Here is a 16,169-nt window from a genome sequence, read left to right as displayed (position 1 = left end):
CCCGTCTCCCTGAGCCATAGCCATCATGGCCCCGTCGCCATCACCCGCGCCGGGCGCCGGTGACGCCCTCCGGCACGTCCTCGTCCGCGCGCCGCCTCTCACCCCGTCCGTACGGGCAGCGTGGCGCACGTCCGGAGCGCCGCCCGGGTCTGTCAGGCGCCGGCGAGGGCCGCCGCCCGATAGGCGATCTCGCGGGCGGCGCCCATGTATGCCAGCGCCCCGCTCGATCCCGGGTCGTACGTCATGACGGACTGGCCGTAGCTGGGCGCCTCGGAGACGCGTACGCTCCTGGGGATGACGGCGTCCAGCACGGTGTCGCCGAAGTGGGAGCGCACCTCCTCGGCCACCTGGGAGGCGAGGCGGGTCCGGCCGTCGTACATCGTGAGCAGGATGGTCGAGATCGCCAGCGTCTGGTTGAGGTGCGCGCGCACCAGTTCCACGTTCTGCAGAAGCTGGGTGAGACCCTCCAGGGCGTAGTACTCACACTGGATGGGAATCAGCACCTCCTGGGCCGCCGACATGGCGTTCACCGTCAGCAGGCCCAGCGACGGCGGGCAGTCGATGAGGATGTAGTCGAACTCCATCGCATCGAACGAGGCGAGCGCCCGCCGTAGGCGGGCCTCCCTGCCGACCATCGGAACCAGCTCGATCTCCGCGCCCGCGAGGTCGAGCGTGGCCGGAGCGCAGTACAGATTGGGCATCTCGGGGACCGGCTTGATGATCTGGGCCAGCGGCATGTCGTCCACGAGGACCTGGTACACCGACGGCATCCCCGACCGGTGCTCCGTCGCCAACGCCGTGGACGCGTTGCCCTGCGGGTCGAGATCGACCACGAGAACGCGCTGATCGTGCATGGACAGCGCCGCCGCAAGGTTGACGGCCGTGGTGGTCTTCCCCACGCCGCCCTTCTGGTTGGCCACCGTCATCACGCGACACCGGGAAGGTCGGGGCCAGGTCCCCTCGTCGCGCGTCGAGTAACCGACCGAAGGCGCAGCCGCCTGCGGGGGCGTGGCGGCTGTTTCACGTGAAACCACAGAACTCAGTGCCTCTCGTACCAGCGGCGAATCGCCAGAGTTAAGGGGGGTCTGGGACACGGTCGTCGTCCTTTCGACCGGCGAGACAGGGGGACGAGGCCAGCCCACCCCGGAGGACCGGCCTGCTGTCGCGATCTCCCAGCGTAGGGGGAGCCGAGTCTCCGGCCAACCCAGACCAGCTGTCACACCGCCTGATCCAGCGTCCGCCACCGGCTCACCTCTTTCGTCGCCTCCGCGTGTCCGTCCGCGCAGACCGTCCGGCGACGACGCGAACGAGGGTCGCGGGCGGCTCGACCTTACCGCGCCCCACCGTGACCAGCTCGACGTGCCTCGCGCCGAACGACTCCAACTGAGGGCGAGCCGCCTCCAGCTCCTCCTGTGCCCGCTCCCCCTTCATCGCGAGCAACTCCCCGCCCTCGCGCAGAAGCGGCATCGACCACGACAGCAGACGGTCGAGCGGCGCGACCGCCCGCGCCGTCGCGACGTCGAAGACGCGCTTGCGGGCGAGCTCCTCGGCCCGCCCGCGCAGCACCTCCACGTTGTCCAGCTTCAGCGTCTCGACGCACTCGGACAGGAACACGGTGCGGCGCAGCAGCGGCTCCAGCAGCGTCACCGTCACATCGGGGCGCACGATCGCGAGCACCAGGCCCGGAAGGCCGGCGCCCGAGCCGATGTCGACCAGAGTCGAGTCCGGCGGGACCGCCTCCTCCAGCACCGCACAGTTCAACAGGTGCCGATCCCAGATGCGAGGCACCTCGCGCGGCCCCAGCAGTCCCCGCACCACGCCCGGCCCGGCGAGCAACTCGGCGAACACCTGTGCCCGCTCCAACGCCTCATCGGTGAAAATCTCCCGGGCCACCGGGGGCGCCTCGGGCAGCTCGTTGCTCTCCGTCATCACTCACTCATCCAGGAACGCTCTCGGCCAAGGGTAACCGTCCTTTCCCCTCGGCGACGGTCAGCCGTACATCCGGCGGCCGCCGGCGATGCGATGCCGGTGGAAGGGGCAGGGCGAGGAAGGGACGTACAGGACGGAAAAGCCGCCGGTCCCGGATGTGGGACCGGCGGCTTCCCCGCGTCGGAACTGTGAAAAGCGGTCAGGCGGGCAGGACCACCACGAAGCGGCGGGGTTCCTCGCCCTCGGACTCGCTGCGCAGGCCCGCGGCCGCGACCGCGTCGTGAACGATCTTGCGCTCGAACGGCGTCATGGGCTTGAGCGCCTTCGGCTCGCCGGTGCGCTTGACGTCGTCGGCCGCCGCGCTGCCCACCTTGGTGAGCTCGGCCCGGCGCCGCTCCCGAAAGCCGCCCACGTCGAGCATGAGTCGTGAGCGCTCCCCCGTCTGGCGGTGCACGGCCAGGCGCGTCAGCTCCTGCAGCGCCTCCAGCACCTCCCCGCCGGCACCCACGAGCTCGTCGCCCTTGATACCCACGATCGAGACCATCGCGCGGTCTCCCTCGACGTCCATGTCGATGTCGCCGTCGAGGTCGGCGATGTCGAGCAGGCCCTCCAGGTAGTCCGCCGCGATCTCACCCTCCTGTTCCAGGGCATCGACGTCGGGAGCAGGCTTGAGGGTCTCCTCAGCTTCGGTCACGTCCGAACTCTCCTTCTCCTACGACTTCTTGCTGCCGGTGCGCTTGCTGCGAGGCTGGCGCGCCTGCTGCTGACGGACGATCTTGGGGGCGGGCTCCGGCTCAGGCTGCGCCGCCGCCTTGGGCTTCCCCACCAGCTTGGTGAAAATCCCGTTCGTCGGCTCGGGAGTGGTGACGTTGCCCTTCTCGTCCACGACCGGCATGGGATGGCGGCTGTAGAACCAGTGCTGCTGGCCGAGCGTCCACAGGTTGGTGGTCACCCAGTAGAGGATCAGACCGAGCTGGAAGTTCAGGCTGAAGACGGCGAACAGCGGCGAGACGTACATGAGGAGCTTCTGCTGCTGTGCCATGGGGTTGTCCGGCATCTGCGCCACCGAGCGCTTCACGCTCTGCCGGACGGTGAGGAACGTGGTGCACGAGCTGACGGCCACGAAGCAGGCAAGCACGATCTTCGTCATCAGCGGCTGGGCGCCGAGACTCTGGATGATCTCGGAGCTGTCGAAGAACTTCGCCGTCAGCGGCGCGCCGATGACATGCGCGGCGCGCGCGCTGTTCACCAGCTCCTTGGTCATGCCGAAAACGGCCCGGTCCTCGGCGATGGCCCGCAGCACGGTGAACATCGAGATGAAGATCGGGAACTGCGCGACGATCGGGAGGCAGCCCCCAAGGGGGTTGGCGCCCCCTTCTTGGTACAGCCGCATGACCTCCTGGTTCATGCGCTGCTTGTCGTTCTTGTACTTCTTGCGCAGCTCCTGGACCTTGGGCGCCAGTTCCTGCATCTTCCGCGACGAGCGCATCTGCTTCATAAAAAGCGGGAAGATCAGCAGACGCATCAGCACGGTCAGCGTGATGATGGTCAGCGCCCAGTTGAGCCCGCTGCTGGAGGGGATGAAAGTGCTGTAGCCGGCGTGGATCTGGGTGATCACCCAGGCCACCGCCGTGTACAGCCAATTCAGGAATGGCAGCTCCACCGAGCTAGCTCCCTTGCGTTTCGTCGTGAGACCGGACTCGGCGTGGGGGCACCGGGTCGAAACCTCCAGGATGGAACGGGTGACACCGTCCGATACGCCTGACGGTCAGCCATACCCCGCGCGCCGCTCCATGAACGGCGACGGCTTCCAGGCCATAGGCGCTGCAGGACGGCTCAAACCGGCACCTCGGCCCCAGCATCGGGCTGATGAAGGCGCGGTAGAACCGGATGATCGCGAGCAGCACGCTTGCGACCGGCCCGGTCGCGGGCCGGTCGGCCTCCCCTGGCATCACGGCCGGGGTCGGTTGCTGCGCTGTCATGACCGTCCATCCGTCGGGGTCCCGGCATCGGACCCGCGCCGCCGGAGTAAACGACTCAGCGCGATGTCGAGTTCGGCGGCCAGGTGCTCGCTACGCGCGGACGCGGCCGGTGGATTGGCGCGTACCACCAGAAGGCTACCTCTCGGCAGCAGCGGCAGGCGGCTCCGCAGGAGGTGTCTCAACCTGCGCCTGACCTGGTTGCGCACCACGGCGCCGCCGACCGCCTTGCTCACGACGAAGCCGACCAGCGGTGGCTCGTCGGCGTCACGCAGGTTCAGGTGTGCGACCAGGGTGGGACGCCCGGCGCGCCGCCCACGGCGAATCGCGTCGGCGAACTCGTCACCCCGCCGCATGCGGGACGCGGACGGCAGCACCGGGCCTTCCTCGGCATATGGCCGCCCGCTCCGCTCAGCACGGGCGGGCGGCGTTCGATCGTCAGACCGTCAGCTCGGCGCGGCCCTTGCGGCGGCGCGCGGCCAGGATGGCGCGGCCGGCCCGGGTGCGCATGCGCAGCCGGAAGCCGTGGGTCTTCGCGCGGCGACGGTTGTTCGGCTGGTAAGTACGCTTGCTCACGAGTGGGCTCCAGGCTTCAGGTGCGTCCGCGGCGTTCCGCGGGCGCGGTACATTCCATGGTCACGGCTCGTCAGATGCGCGGGCATGCGAAATAGCCGTCGCGTGATTAGCCGACCGGGACACGTTACGGGCACACGGTACGTCAGGTCAAACCGCGCCCGTGACGCCAAGCGAGTACGGCAAGCGACCATGGGCCGTTAGGCTGTGGACAACGCCTTGAACGCAGGTTGCGCACACCGCTACCGTCGGCCGTCCGGCCCTTCCCCCCATCAGCGTGAATGTGCCCGGGGAAGACGCACGGGCTGTGCACATCATGTGGATCATTTGTGGATGGCAAGCCGGACGGGGTCCGGTGGCGAGGCGTACAGGACGGGAAACGACACGGATCGCGGCGGGCGAGCGGGGCCGCGTAACGAGAGGAGGGGCCGAGCCATGGAAGGCGTCGATCTCAACGCTGTATGGGCTCGGGCCCTCAGGACCCTGCTCGACGAGGGCGTCTCGGGGCAGCAGCGGGCGTTCCTCCAGATGACGCAGCCCTCCGGCCTCATCAACGACACGATTCTCCTGGCGGCCCCCAACGATTTCGCCAAAGAGGTCATCGAGGTCCGGCTGCGCCCGCTGATCGTGCACGCGTTGTCGCAGGAGCTCGGCCGGCCTGTGCGGATCGCCGTGATGGTGGATCCCGGCGCCGGCCTGCCCTCCGCCTCGGACCCCTCCGGGGCGCCGTCGGCCGATCACCGCCCACAGGCGCCGTCCACAGATTATCCACAGCCCCACCCCCAGGCTCCACGCTTTCCCTTAGCTGAGGACGGCCCGATCCGGCGGGACGCCGAGCCGCACTATCCACAGGCCCAGCAGTATTCGCAGCCGCCGCAGCACATGTCCCCGCCGGACCACGCGCAGCGGCCCGGCGGCTACTCCCCCGAGCCGCCCGCGGCGCCCAAGCCCGAGCCGGTGCCGGGCCCCGTGTCCGGGCCCGGGTCCGGCGGCCCCGGGCAGAACCGCTGGGACGCCCGGAGCGGACGCACCTCCGGCGAGCCGGCCCGGCTGAACGCCAAGTACACGTTCGAGACGTTCGTCATCGGCGCCAGCAACCGCTTCGCGCACGCGGCCGCCGTCGCGGTCGCCGAGGCCCCCGCCAAGGCGTACAACCCGCTGTTCATCTACGGCGACTCGGGGCTGGGCAAGACCCACCTGCTGCACGCGATCGGCCACTACGCGCAGAGCCTGTACGACGGCGCCCGGGTGCGGTACGTGAGCTCCGAGGAGTTCACCAACGACTTCATCAACTCCATCCGCGACCACAAGGCCGACGGGTTCCGCTCCCGCTTCCGGGCTGTGGACATCCTCCTCGTGGACGACATCCAGTTCCTTGAGGGCAAGGAGCAGACGCAGGAGGAGTTCTTCCACACCTTCAACACCCTCCACAACGCCAGCAAGCAGATCGTCATCTCCAGCGACCGGGCGCCCAAGCAGCTCGTGACGCTGGAGGACCGGCTGCGCAACCGGTTCGAGTGGGGGCTGATCACCGACGTCCAGCCGCCCGAGCTGGAGACCCGCATCGCGATCCTGCGCAAGAAGGCGATCCAGGAGGGCCTGGCCGCGCCGCCCGACGTGCTGGAGTACATCGCCAGCCGCATCGCGACCAACATCCGGGAGCTCGAGGGCGCGCTGATCAGGGTCACCGCGTTCGCCAGCCTCAACCGGCAGTCTGTGGACATCCAGCTCGCCGAGATCGTCCTCAAGGACCTCATCAGCGAGGACGCGAGCCCGGAGATCACCATCTCCCTCATCATGTCCACAACCGCCGAGTACTTCGGTGTATCGCTCGACGACCTGTGTGGAAGCTCACGCTCGCGCGCGCTGGTAACCGCCCGCCAGATCGCCATGTACCTGGCGCGGGAGCTGACCGACCTGTCTCTGCCCAAGATCGGCCAGCAGTTCGGGGGACGCGACCACACGACCGTGATGCACGCGGAGCGTAAAATCCGGTCGCTCATGGCCGAACGGCGCTCGATGTACAACCAGGTCAACGAGCTGACGACTCGGATCAAGCAGCGCGCACGCAACGCTTAGTACACAGCTGTGGATAACTCTGTGGATCAAAAATGCCGCCCCTCGGCGGCGGCTCTCCGCGTTACCCCCACCCTTTCCGGCCCGCCAACGCGCCGTCCCCGCTTGGGGACAACTCTGGGGAGAACTTGGGGATGGCTTGGGGAATACCCGTGGACGAGCTGGGGACGCCCTGTGTGCACTCGTCACGCACAGCTCAACTGTCCCATTTACCCCGTGGACAACCGGTGGAAACATCGTGGATTACTCGTGGACAGAGGGCCCTCCATCTGGGGAACGGGTGTGGGGACAGCGGCTCCACCCACAGGGCACGGGGTGTCCGTCCACGTTCCCCCCACACCGGCAGTGGATGAACCAGCTCCGCTGAGCTGCGAAAATGCTCGACATCCACATATCCACACTGCCTAATAAGACGACTTGTATCTCTCTCCCTAAGGAACTCAAGAACCATAGAAGGGGTTCTGGAGGCACACAGGTGCGGGAGAGTGAAGACTTGACGAAGCAGCGACACCCAGGAGGCTGATCCACGTGATGTTCCGGATCGATCGCGACGTGCTCGCCGAGGCCGTGGCGTGGACGGCACGGAGCCTTCCGGCCCGTCCATCGGTGCCGGTCCTCGCCGGCATGCGGCTGGAGGTGACCGACGAGCAGCGGCTGAAGCTCTCCGGGTTCGACTACGAGGTCTCCGCCGAGGTGACCCTCGACCTGCAGACCGGCGAGCCGGGTGTGGTCCTCGTCTCCGGCAAGCTCCTCGCCGAGATCACCCGCGCGCTCCCCGCACAGCCGGTCGAGCTGGTTGTGGACGGAGCCAAGGCCGTCGTCACCTGCGGCAGCGCCCGGTTCACCCTTCTCACCATGCCTGTGGAGGACTACCCCTCCCTCCCGGCCATGCCGCCCGCCGCCGGACGGGTCGGCAGCGACGTGTTCGCCTCCGCCGTCGGGCAGGTGGCCGTCGCCGCGGGCAAGGACGACACCCTCCCGATGCTCACCGGCGTACGGATGGAGATCGAGGGCGACACCGTGACCCTCGCCGCCACCGACCGCTACCGCCTCGCCGTACGCGAGTTGAAGTGGCAGCCCGAGCAGCCCGGCTTCCAGGCGGTGGCGATGATCCCCGGCCGTACGCTGGCGGACACGGCCAAGGCGCTGGGCGGCACCGGCGCGGAGGTCGAGATCGCGCTGAGCTCGGCCGGCGGCACCGGCGAGGGCATGATCGGGTTCTCCAGCTCCGGACGGCGGACGACGACCCGGCTGCTGGACCCCGAATTCCCCAAGTACCGCTCGCTGCTGCCCACCGAGTTCTCCGCGCGGGCGGATCTGTCCACAGCGTCGTTCGTGGAGGCCGTCAAGCGCGTCGCGCTCGTCGCCGAGCGCAACACCCCCGTACGGCTGACCTTCCGCGGCGGAGAGGTCGTCCTGGAGGCCGGCAGCGGCGACGAGGCGCAGGCCGTGGAGGCGCTGCCGGTCGAGTTCGACGGCGACGAGATCAACATCGCCTTCAACCACCAGTTCCTGCTGGAGGGCCTCGGGGCGATCGACTCCGACGTCGCGCGGCTCCAGTTCACCACGCCGACCAAGCCCGCCATCCTCACCGGGGGCAAGCCTGTGGACGACGGGGGGAGCGAGGACTACCGCTACCTCATCATGCCCATCCGCCTGTCCAGCTGACGCGGCCCGGACACCCCGGGCGTACGATCTGCTGCGGGCATGGACCCCTGATGCATGGGTACGCGTGCCTCGGTGGACGGTGCAGAGTTGAGGGGTGGCTCAGATGCAGATCGGCATGATCGGGCTCGGCAAAATGGGCGGGAACATGGCCGAGCGGCTGCGGCGCGGCGGCCACGAGGTCGTCGGCTATGACCGCGACCCCTCCGTCAGCGACGTCGGCAGCCTCCAGGAGCTCGTGGAGAGGCTTGAGGCGCCGCGCGCGGTCTGGGTCATGGTGCCCGCCGGGGCGCCGACGAGGAGCACGGTCGAGCAGCTGCGCGACGTGCTGGCGGACGGCGACATCGTCATCGACGGCGGCAACTCGTACTATCTGGACGACCAGCGGCACGCGGCCGACCTCCGCACCCACGGCATCGGCTTCGTCGACGTGGGCGTCAGCGGCGGCGTCTGGGGCCTGGAGTACGGCTACGCACTGATGACCGGCGGCGAAGAGGAGCACGTCCGCCGGCTCATGCCGATCTTCGAGACGCTCAAGCCGGAGGGCGAGGACGGCTTCGTCCACGCGGGCAGCGTGGGCGCCGGCCACTTCGCGAAGATGGTCCACAACGGCATCGAGTACGGCATGATGCAGGCCTTCGCCGAGGGCTGGGAACTGCTGGAGGCCAGCGACGCCGTCACCAACATCCCCGACACGTTCAAGAGCTGGCGGCACGGCACCGTCATCCGGTCCTGGCTGCTCGATCTGCTGGTGCGGGCGCTGGAGGAGGACCCCGACCTCACCGAGCTCAAGGGCTACGCGGAGGACTCCGGCGAGGGCCGGTGGACGGTCCAGGCCGCCGTGGACCACGCCGTGCCCCTGCCGGCCATCACGGCCGCGCTGTACGCCCGCTTCGCCTCGCGCCAGGCCGACTCCCCGGCGATGAAGATGGTCGCGGCGCTGCGCAACCAGTTCGGCGGGCACGCGGTCGCCTCGTCCGAGGGCCAGACCGGCAAGGGCGCCGACGCTCCCGGCGCCGACGTCACCCCGCCGGTGGAGGCCGAGGGCTGACGCGCCCTCAGACCTCGGTGTCCCGGGGCGCTGGGCCGCCTCCGCGCCGCGCGTCCACGTTCGTCCACAGGGGTGTGGATTCCGGGCTCGTCCGGGTGACGCGGCCTGACCGCGGGACGGCGGCGCCGATCTTCCACAGGCTGTGGACGAACCGCCCCGCCCCCACGCGCTTCTCCCCACTGCGCCGTTTCTCCACAGCACGTCGTAGCCGGGACACGAAGGCCGGGCACCGGCACTAGCCTGGCGGGGTGCACGTGGCGAGCCTGTCCCTCACCGACTTCCGGTCCTACCCGGAGGTCGAACTCGTGCTGGAACCGGGGGCGACGGCGTTCGTCGGGCCGAACGGCCAGGGCAAGACCAACCTGGTCGAGGCGCTCGGCTACATCGCGACCCATTCGAGCCACCGGGTGGCCACCGACGCGCCGCTCGTGCGGCACGGCGCGCAGCGGGCGATCGTGCGCGCCGCGGTGGTCAGGGACGACCGCCGCGCACTGATCGAGATCGAGATCAACCCGGGCCGGGCCAACCGCGCCAGGGTGAACCGCTCGCCCGTCCCCCGGCCGCGCGACGCCCTCGGCGTGCTGCGGACCGTGCTGTTCGCCCCGGAGGACCTCGCGCTGGTCAAGGGCGACCCATCCGAGCGCCGCCGTTTCATGGACGACCTGCTCGTCGTCCGCGTCCCCAGGTTCGCGGGCGTGCGCGCCGACTACGAGCGCGTGCTCAAGCAGCGCAACGCGCTCCTGCGTACGGCCGCGGCGACGCGGGTGGGACGGCGGCGCGGCGGCCGCAGGCAGGAGGACGACGCGGCCTTCGCCGCCGCCGGCGCGGGAGACGTCCTGAGCACGCTCGAGGTCTGGGACTCCCACCTGGTGCGCCACGGCGCGGAACTGCTGGCGGCGCGGCTGCGCCTGGTGGACGCGCTGCGTCCGCTCGTGGCCAAGGCGTACGCCACTCTCGCTCCGTCGTCGGGACTCGCCGATCTCGACTACCGCGCGTCGGGGTTATCCACAGATATCCCCACCCTGGGGACAAATCAGGAGCTGCTGGCCGAGCACCTGCGGGCGGGCCTCGCGGAAGCGCGTCAGGCGGAGCTCGAACGCGGCGTGACCCTCGTCGGCCCGCACCGCGACGACCTGCTGCTGCGGCTGGGCGAGTTGCCGGCCCGGGGCTACGCGAGCCACGGCGAGTCGTGGTCGTTCGCCCTCGCGCTGCGGCTGGCGGCCTATGACCTGCTGAGAGCCGACGGCGGCGATCCCGTGCTGATCCTGGACGACGTCTTCGCGGAGCTGGACGGTCAGCGGCGCAGGCGGCTCACCGAGATCGTCGCCCCGGCCGAGCAGGTGCTCATCACGGCGGCGGTGCCGGACGACGTGCCCCCCGAGCTGGCCGGTGCCCGGTTCGACGTGATGGAGGGTGACGTGACCCGTGTCCGATGAGATATCCACAGGCGGTGGACAGTCCCCGCAGGGCGCGGCCTCGCGCGGTGCCTCGATGGCGCGGGAGAAGCTGGCCCAGGCGAAGACCGACGCGCTGAAACGGGGGCAGCTCCCGCGGGCCGAGCCGCGCCGCCGCTCCGGCTCGGGCGGCCAGCGACGGGACTCGGGCGACCCGCTGCAGTTCGGCCGGGCGATCCGCGACCTGCTCGCGGCCCGGGGATGGGAGCAGCCGGTCGCGGTGGGCGGGGTGTTCGGCCGCTGGGCGGAGATCGTCGGCCCCGAGCTGGCCGCCCACACCAGGCCGGAGACCTTCGAGGACGGCGAGGTGGTGGTCGCCGCCGACTCGACCGCCTGGGCGACCCAGGTCCGGCTGCTCGCGTCCACCCTGGTCAAGCGGTTGAACGAGGAGCTCGGCGACGGCATCGTGACCCGCGTCAAGGTGCACGGCCCCGGCGCGGGCCAGCGCCAGGCGGGCGGCCTGCGCGTACGGGGGAGCCGTGGGCCGGGCGACACGTACGGCTAAGCGCGAGGCGGCGAGGGCCGTCGGGGACCCGCGCCGGCGGCCGTCCGGGGCCCGCGCCGGCGTGCGACGATCCGAGAACCGGCCCGAGGAGAGCCGAACCGGCCCATAATCGCGTCTGAGGCTCCGACCCCCGTTCCGTGTGGGGGATGCTCAAAAACATGATCATCAAGCGACAGGGCATCACAGCCCCCGTGAATGCCACCTCATGTCTGTCGGACCGGTAGAATATAAACGGACTCAAGGACACGTCCGGTTTGCGTCACCCCGGTCCCATGGGGCCGATTTCCCCTGGGTGCGCATCGGGGCACTCACGACGGTGACGGGCACGGCAGGGGCAGCCGATCCACGGTGTCGCCCGCCGCGTGTCCGCGGCAGGAGGATTTCGCACTTGTCCTACGACGCTAGCTCTATCACCGTTCTCGAAGGGCTGGAAGCGGTCCGCAAGCGCCCCGGCATGTACATCGGTTCCACCGGTGAGCGCGGGCTGCACCACCTCGTCTACGAGATCGTCGACAACGCGGTCGACGAGGCGTTGGCCGGCCACAACGATCTGATCGAGGTCACCCTGCTCGCCGACGGCGGCGTGCGCGTGATGGACCACGGACGCGGCATTCCCGTGGGTATCGTCGCCGCCGAGGGCAGGCCCGCCGTCGAGGTCGTCTTCACCGTGCTGCACGCCGGCGGCAAGTTCGACAGCAAGTCGTACGCCGTCTCGGGCGGCCTGCACGGCGTGGGCGCCTCGGTCGTCAACGCGCTGTCGAGCCGCCTGGAGGTCGAGGTCCGCACCGACGGCCACGTGTGGCGGCAGAAGTACTTGACGGCCAAGCCGACGGCCCCGCTGGAGAAGGGCGAGCCGACCGGCGAGCACGGCACGACGATCAGCTTCTGGCCCGACCAGGACATCTTCGAGACGACCGCCTGGAGCTTCGAGACGCTGGCGCGCCGATTCCAGGAGATGGCCTTCCTCAACAAGGGCCTCATGATCAAGCTGACCGACGAGCGGCCCGACCACATCATCGACGGCGCGCTCAAGGTGGTCACCTACCACTACGAGGGCGGCCTGTCCGACTTCGTCAGCCACTTGAACTCGAAGAAGGACCCGATCCACAACTCGGTCATCGACTTCGAGGAGCACGGCGACGGCATCTCGGTCGAGATCGCCATGCAGTGGAACGCCTCCTACAGCGAGTCGGTCTACACCTTCGCCAACACGATCAACACCGCCGAGGGCGGCACCCACGAGGAGGGCTTCCGCGCCGCGCTGACGACGATCGTCAACCGGTACGCGCGCGAGCAGAAGTTCCTCAAGGAGGGCAAGGACGACAACCTCAGCGGCGACGACGTCCGAGAGGGGCTCGCCGCGATCATCTCGGTGAAGCTGGCCGACCCGCAGTTCGAGGGCCAGACCAAGACCAAGCTGGGCAACACCGAGGCGAAGTCGTTCGTCCAGAAGGCCTGCAACGACCACCTGCGCGACTGGTTCGAGCGCAACCCGGGCGAGGCCAAGGAGATCATCAACAAGTCGCTGCAGGCCTCGCGGGCCCGCATCGCGGCCCGCCAGGCGCGCGACCTCACCCGCCGCAAGTCGCTGCTGGAGAGCGGCAGCGGCCTGCCCGGCAAGCTGGCCGACTGCCAGTGGTCGGAGCCGGAGAAGTGCGAGCTGTTCATCGTCGAGGGCGACTCGGCCGGCGGCTCGGCCAAGGGCGGGCGCGACCCCAAGTTCCAGGCGATCCTCCCGCTCCGCGGCAAGATCCTGAACGTCGAGAAGGCCCGGATCGACAAGGTCCTCAAGAACAACGAGGTCCAGGCGCTCATCACGGCTCTCGGCACCGGCGTCCACGACGAGTTCGACATCTCGAAGCTGCGCTACCACAAGCTGATCCTGATGGCGGACGCCGACGTGGACGGCCAGCACATCACCACGCTGCTGCTGACGCTGCTGTTCCGCTTCATGCGCCCTCTGATCGAGGCCGGGCACGTCTACCTGTCCCAGCCGCCGCTCTACAAGATCAAGTGGGACCGTAAGGGCGAGGACGCGTCGTACGCGTACTCGGACCGGGAGCGGGACGCGATCATCGAGGACGGCGTCGCCCGCGGCCGGCGCGACCCCCGGCTCCACGACGGCGTGCAGCGGTTCAAGGGTCTGGGCGAGATGAACGCCTCCCAGCTGTGGGACACCACGATGAACCCCGACACCCGGGTGCTGCGCCAGGTCACCCTCGACGACGCCGCCCAGGCCGACGACCTGTTCAGCGTGCTGATGGGCGAGGACGTCGAGGCCCGCAGGAACTTCATCATCACCAACGCCCGCGACGTCCGGTTCCTCGACGTCTGAGCAGCGCGGCCAACCAGAAGGACTTTTCGTGACGGAAGTGAACACGCCGCCTGGGCCCCCCGCCGATCGCATCGAGCCGGTCGACATCCAGGCCGAGATGCAGCGCAGCTACATGGACTACGCGATGTCCGTCATCGTGTCCCGCGCGCTGCCCGACGTCCGCGACGGCCTCAAGCCCGTGCACCGCCGCGTGCTCTACGCGATGTTCGACGGCGGCTACCGGCCCGACCGCGGCTACTTCAAGTGCTCCCGCGTCGTCGGCGACGTCATGGGTTCGTATCACCCCCACGGCGACACGTCGATCTACGACACCGTCGTACGGCTCGCGCAGCCGTGGTCGCTGCGCTACCCGCTCGTCGACGGTCAGGGCAACTTCGGCTCGCCGGGCAACGACCCGGCCGCCGCGATGCGGTACACCGAGTGCCGCCTCGCGCCGATCGCCATGGAGATGCTCCGGGACATCGACAAGGAGACCGTCGACTTCCAGCCCAACTACGACGGGCGGTCGCAGGAGCCGATCGTCCTTCCGTCGCGGTTCCCGAACCTGCTGGTCAACGGATCCGCCGGCATCGCCGTCGGCATGGCGACCAACATCCCGCCGCACAACCTCCGGGAGGTCGGCGAGGCCGTCAAGTGGGCGCTCGACAACCTCGAGGCCACCGACGAGGAGATGCTCAACGGGCTGCTCACAATGGTGAAGGGCCCCGACTTCCCGACCGGCGCGCTGATCGTCGGCCGCCGCGGCATCGAGGACGCCTACCGCACCGGCCGCGGCTCGATCATCATGCGGGCCATCGTCGAGGTCGAGGAGGACCCCAAGGGACGGCAGTGCCTGGTCGTCACCGCCCTGCCGTACCAGGTGAACCCGGACAACCTCGCGCTCACGATCGCCGAGCTGGTCAGGGACGGCAAGGTCACCGGGATCGCGGACGTCCGCGACGAGACGTCCTCGCGCACCGGCCAGCGGCTCGTGATCGTGCTCAAGCGCGACGCGGTCGCCAAGGTCGTGCTGAACAACCTCTACAAGCACACCCAGCTTCAGACCACGTTCGGCGCGAACATGATCGCGCTGGTGGACGGCGTGCCGCGGACGCTGCGGCTCGACCAGTTCGTCCGGCACTACATCACGCACCAGATCGAGGTCGTGGTCCGGCGGACTCGGTTCCTGCTGCGCAAGGCGGAGGAGCGGGCCCACATCCTGCGCGGCCTGCTCAAGGCGCTCGACCGGCTCGACGACGTCATCGCTCTGATCAGGCGGTCGCCCTCGGCGGCCGAGGCGCAGGGCGGCCTGATGACGCTGCTGGACATCGACCAGGTCCAAGCGCAGGCCATCCTCGACATGCAGCTGCGCAAGCTGGCCGCGCTGGAGCGGCAGCAGATCCAGGACGAGTACGACGGCCTGATGGCGCAGATCGCCGACTACCAGGACATCCTGGCCTCCGAGCCGCGGCAGCGCCGGATCGTGTCGGACGAGCTCGGCGAGATCGTCTCCAGGTACGGCGACGAGCGCAAGACCGAGATCATCGCGTACGAGGGCGACATGTCCATCGAGGACCTGATCGCCGAGGAGGACGTGGTCGTCACGATCACGCGCGGTGGCTACGCCAAGCGGACGAGCACCGACCTGTACCGGGCGCAGCGGCGCGGGGGCAAGGGCGTCAGGGGCGCGCAGCTCCGCCAGGACGACATCGTGGAGCACTTCTTCGTCACCACGACGCACCACTGGCTGCTGGCCTTCACCAACAAGGGCCGGGTCTACCGCTTCAAGGCGTACGAGCTGCCGGACTCGGGCCGGGACGCCCGCGGGCAGCACCTGGCCAACCTGCTCGCCATGCAGCCCGACGAGCACGTGATGGAGATCCTCGACCTGCGGGACTACAACGTCGCGCCCTATCTGGTGCTGGCGACCCGCAGCGGTCTGGTGAAGAAGACGCGGCTTTCGGAATACGATTCGCCGCGATCCGGTGGCCTGATCGCTATCAATCTGCGCGAGGATGACGAGGTGATCGCCGCCCGTCTCGTCTCCGAGGGTGATGACCTGCTGCTCGTGTCCAAGAACGCGCAGTCGATCAGGTTCACCGCCTCGGACGATGCGCTGCGCCCGATGGGGCGTGCCACCAGCGGTGTGATCGGCATGCGGTTCGTGGACGGTGACGAACTTCTCGCGATGAACGTCATGGGCGACGGCGACGACGTGTTGATCGCGACCGAGGGTGGGTATGCGAAGCGGACACCCGCCGACCAGTACCCGGTCCAGGGCCGGGGCGGCAAGGGCGTACTGACAGCGAAGATTGTCAGCGCTCGTGGCAAGCTGGTCGGAGCCGTCATGGTGCGTCCCGAGGACGAGGTCTTCGCGATCACCTCTGCCGGCGGGGTGATCCGTACCAGCGCCGGCGAGATCAAGCAGTCGGGCCGCCAGACCATGGGCGTCCGCTTGATGAACCTGGCCGAGGGTGACAGCGTTGTGGCCCTCGCTCGCAACGCCGAGTCGTTGGAGACCGAGGAGAACGGGGCAGGAGGCGAGGCATGAGCGAGCGTAGCGAGCGAATCGCCGAACACAGTGCGGTCCGCGGATGCGCACCCGAGCCGTCAGACGAGGGCG

General features: G+C 69.2%; 14 protein-coding genes. 7 read left to right on the top strand and 7 right to left on the bottom strand.

Features of this window, described 5'->3' with window-relative positions:
* Nucleotides 1–152: 152 nt before the first annotated feature.
* The 7 genes from FLX07_RS23395 to rpmH all read right to left on the bottom strand — a co-directional run bounded on the left by FLX07_RS23395 (nucleotide 153) and on the right by rpmH (nucleotide 4,484).
* Nucleotides 153–926, bottom strand: coding sequence for a ParA family protein (locus FLX07_RS23395; protein WP_142573374.1), 774 nt, complete (start codon nucleotides 924–926; stop codon nucleotides 153–155).
* Nucleotides 927–1,248: 322 nt separating this feature from the next.
* Complete coding sequence (gene rsmG / locus FLX07_RS23390) at nucleotides 1,249–1,929, bottom strand: 16S rRNA (guanine(527)-N(7))-methyltransferase RsmG (protein ID WP_142573372.1); 681 nt, start codon at nucleotides 1,927–1,929, stop codon at nucleotides 1,249–1,251.
* A 199-nt stretch (nucleotides 1,930–2,128) separates the two neighbouring features.
* Nucleotides 2,129–2,623, bottom strand: coding sequence for a Jag family protein (locus FLX07_RS23385; protein ID WP_142573370.1), 495 nt, complete (start codon nucleotides 2,621–2,623; stop codon nucleotides 2,129–2,131).
* Between the two features lie 18 nt (nucleotides 2,624–2,641).
* Complete coding sequence (yidC, locus tag FLX07_RS23380) at nucleotides 2,642–3,592, bottom strand: membrane protein insertase YidC (RefSeq protein WP_142573369.1); 951 nt, start codon at nucleotides 3,590–3,592, stop codon at nucleotides 2,642–2,644.
* Between the two features lie 4 nt (nucleotides 3,593–3,596).
* A complete protein-coding gene (yidD, locus tag FLX07_RS23375) occupies nucleotides 3,597–3,881 on the bottom strand; it encodes a membrane protein insertion efficiency factor YidD (protein ID WP_142573688.1) in 285 nt (94 codons plus the stop codon).
* Nucleotides 3,882–3,907: 26 nt separating this feature from the next.
* On the bottom strand, nucleotides 3,908–4,285 hold the full coding sequence (gene rnpA, locus FLX07_RS23370) for a ribonuclease P protein component (RefSeq protein ID WP_142573368.1): 378 nt from the start codon (nucleotides 4,283–4,285) through the stop codon (nucleotides 3,908–3,910).
* A 61-nt stretch (nucleotides 4,286–4,346) separates the two neighbouring features.
* Entirely contained in the window at nucleotides 4,347–4,484 is a 138-nt protein-coding gene (gene rpmH, locus FLX07_RS23365) for a 50S ribosomal protein L34 (protein ID WP_015772801.1), read from the bottom strand.
* A 432-nt stretch (nucleotides 4,485–4,916) separates the two neighbouring features.
* Between rpmH and dnaA the strand changes: the two genes are divergently transcribed.
* From dnaA to gyrA, 7 genes are all read left to right on the top strand, one after another.
* Nucleotides 4,917–6,560, top strand: a complete 1,644-nt coding sequence (gene dnaA / locus FLX07_RS23360) for a chromosomal replication initiator protein DnaA (protein WP_142573367.1) — start codon at nucleotides 4,917–4,919, stop codon at nucleotides 6,558–6,560.
* 525 nt (nucleotides 6,561–7,085) lie between these two features.
* A complete protein-coding gene (gene dnaN, locus FLX07_RS23355) occupies nucleotides 7,086–8,225 on the top strand; it encodes a DNA polymerase III subunit beta (protein WP_142573366.1) in 1,140 nt (379 codons plus the stop codon).
* Nucleotides 8,226–8,328: 103 nt separating this feature from the next.
* Nucleotides 8,329–9,273 carry a phosphogluconate dehydrogenase (NAD(+)-dependent, decarboxylating) gene (gnd, locus tag FLX07_RS23350; RefSeq protein ID WP_142573686.1) on the top strand — a complete coding sequence of 315 codons (945 nt, stop codon included), beginning with the start codon at nucleotides 8,329–8,331 and terminating at the stop codon, nucleotides 9,271–9,273.
* Between the two features lie 248 nt (nucleotides 9,274–9,521).
* Entirely contained in the window at nucleotides 9,522–10,709 is a 1,188-nt protein-coding gene (gene recF / locus FLX07_RS23345) for a DNA replication/repair protein RecF (RefSeq protein ID WP_142573365.1), read from the top strand.
* A 55-nt stretch (nucleotides 10,710–10,764) separates the two neighbouring features.
* Nucleotides 10,765–11,232 (top strand): DciA family protein, encoded by a 468-nt coding sequence (locus tag FLX07_RS23340; protein WP_142573364.1) that lies wholly within the window; start codon nucleotides 10,765–10,767, stop codon nucleotides 11,230–11,232.
* Nucleotides 11,233–11,620: 388 nt separating this feature from the next.
* A complete protein-coding gene (gene gyrB, locus FLX07_RS23335; protein ID WP_142573363.1) occupies nucleotides 11,621–13,567 on the top strand; it encodes a DNA topoisomerase (ATP-hydrolyzing) subunit B in 1,947 nt (648 codons plus the stop codon).
* 28 nt (nucleotides 13,568–13,595) lie between these two features.
* A complete protein-coding gene (gyrA, locus tag FLX07_RS23330) occupies nucleotides 13,596–16,097 on the top strand; it encodes a DNA gyrase subunit A (RefSeq protein WP_142573362.1) in 2,502 nt (833 codons plus the stop codon).
* The last annotated feature ends 72 nt before the right edge of the window (nucleotides 16,098–16,169 follow it).

It is taken from the genome of Microbispora bryophytorum (genome assembly GCF_006874465.1).
Taxonomy (GTDB): domain Bacteria; phylum Actinomycetota; class Actinomycetes; order Streptosporangiales; family Streptosporangiaceae; genus Microbispora; species Microbispora bryophytorum.
Note: the sequence above shows the minus strand (reverse complement) of the source record. Positions and strands in the feature narration are given on the sequence as shown.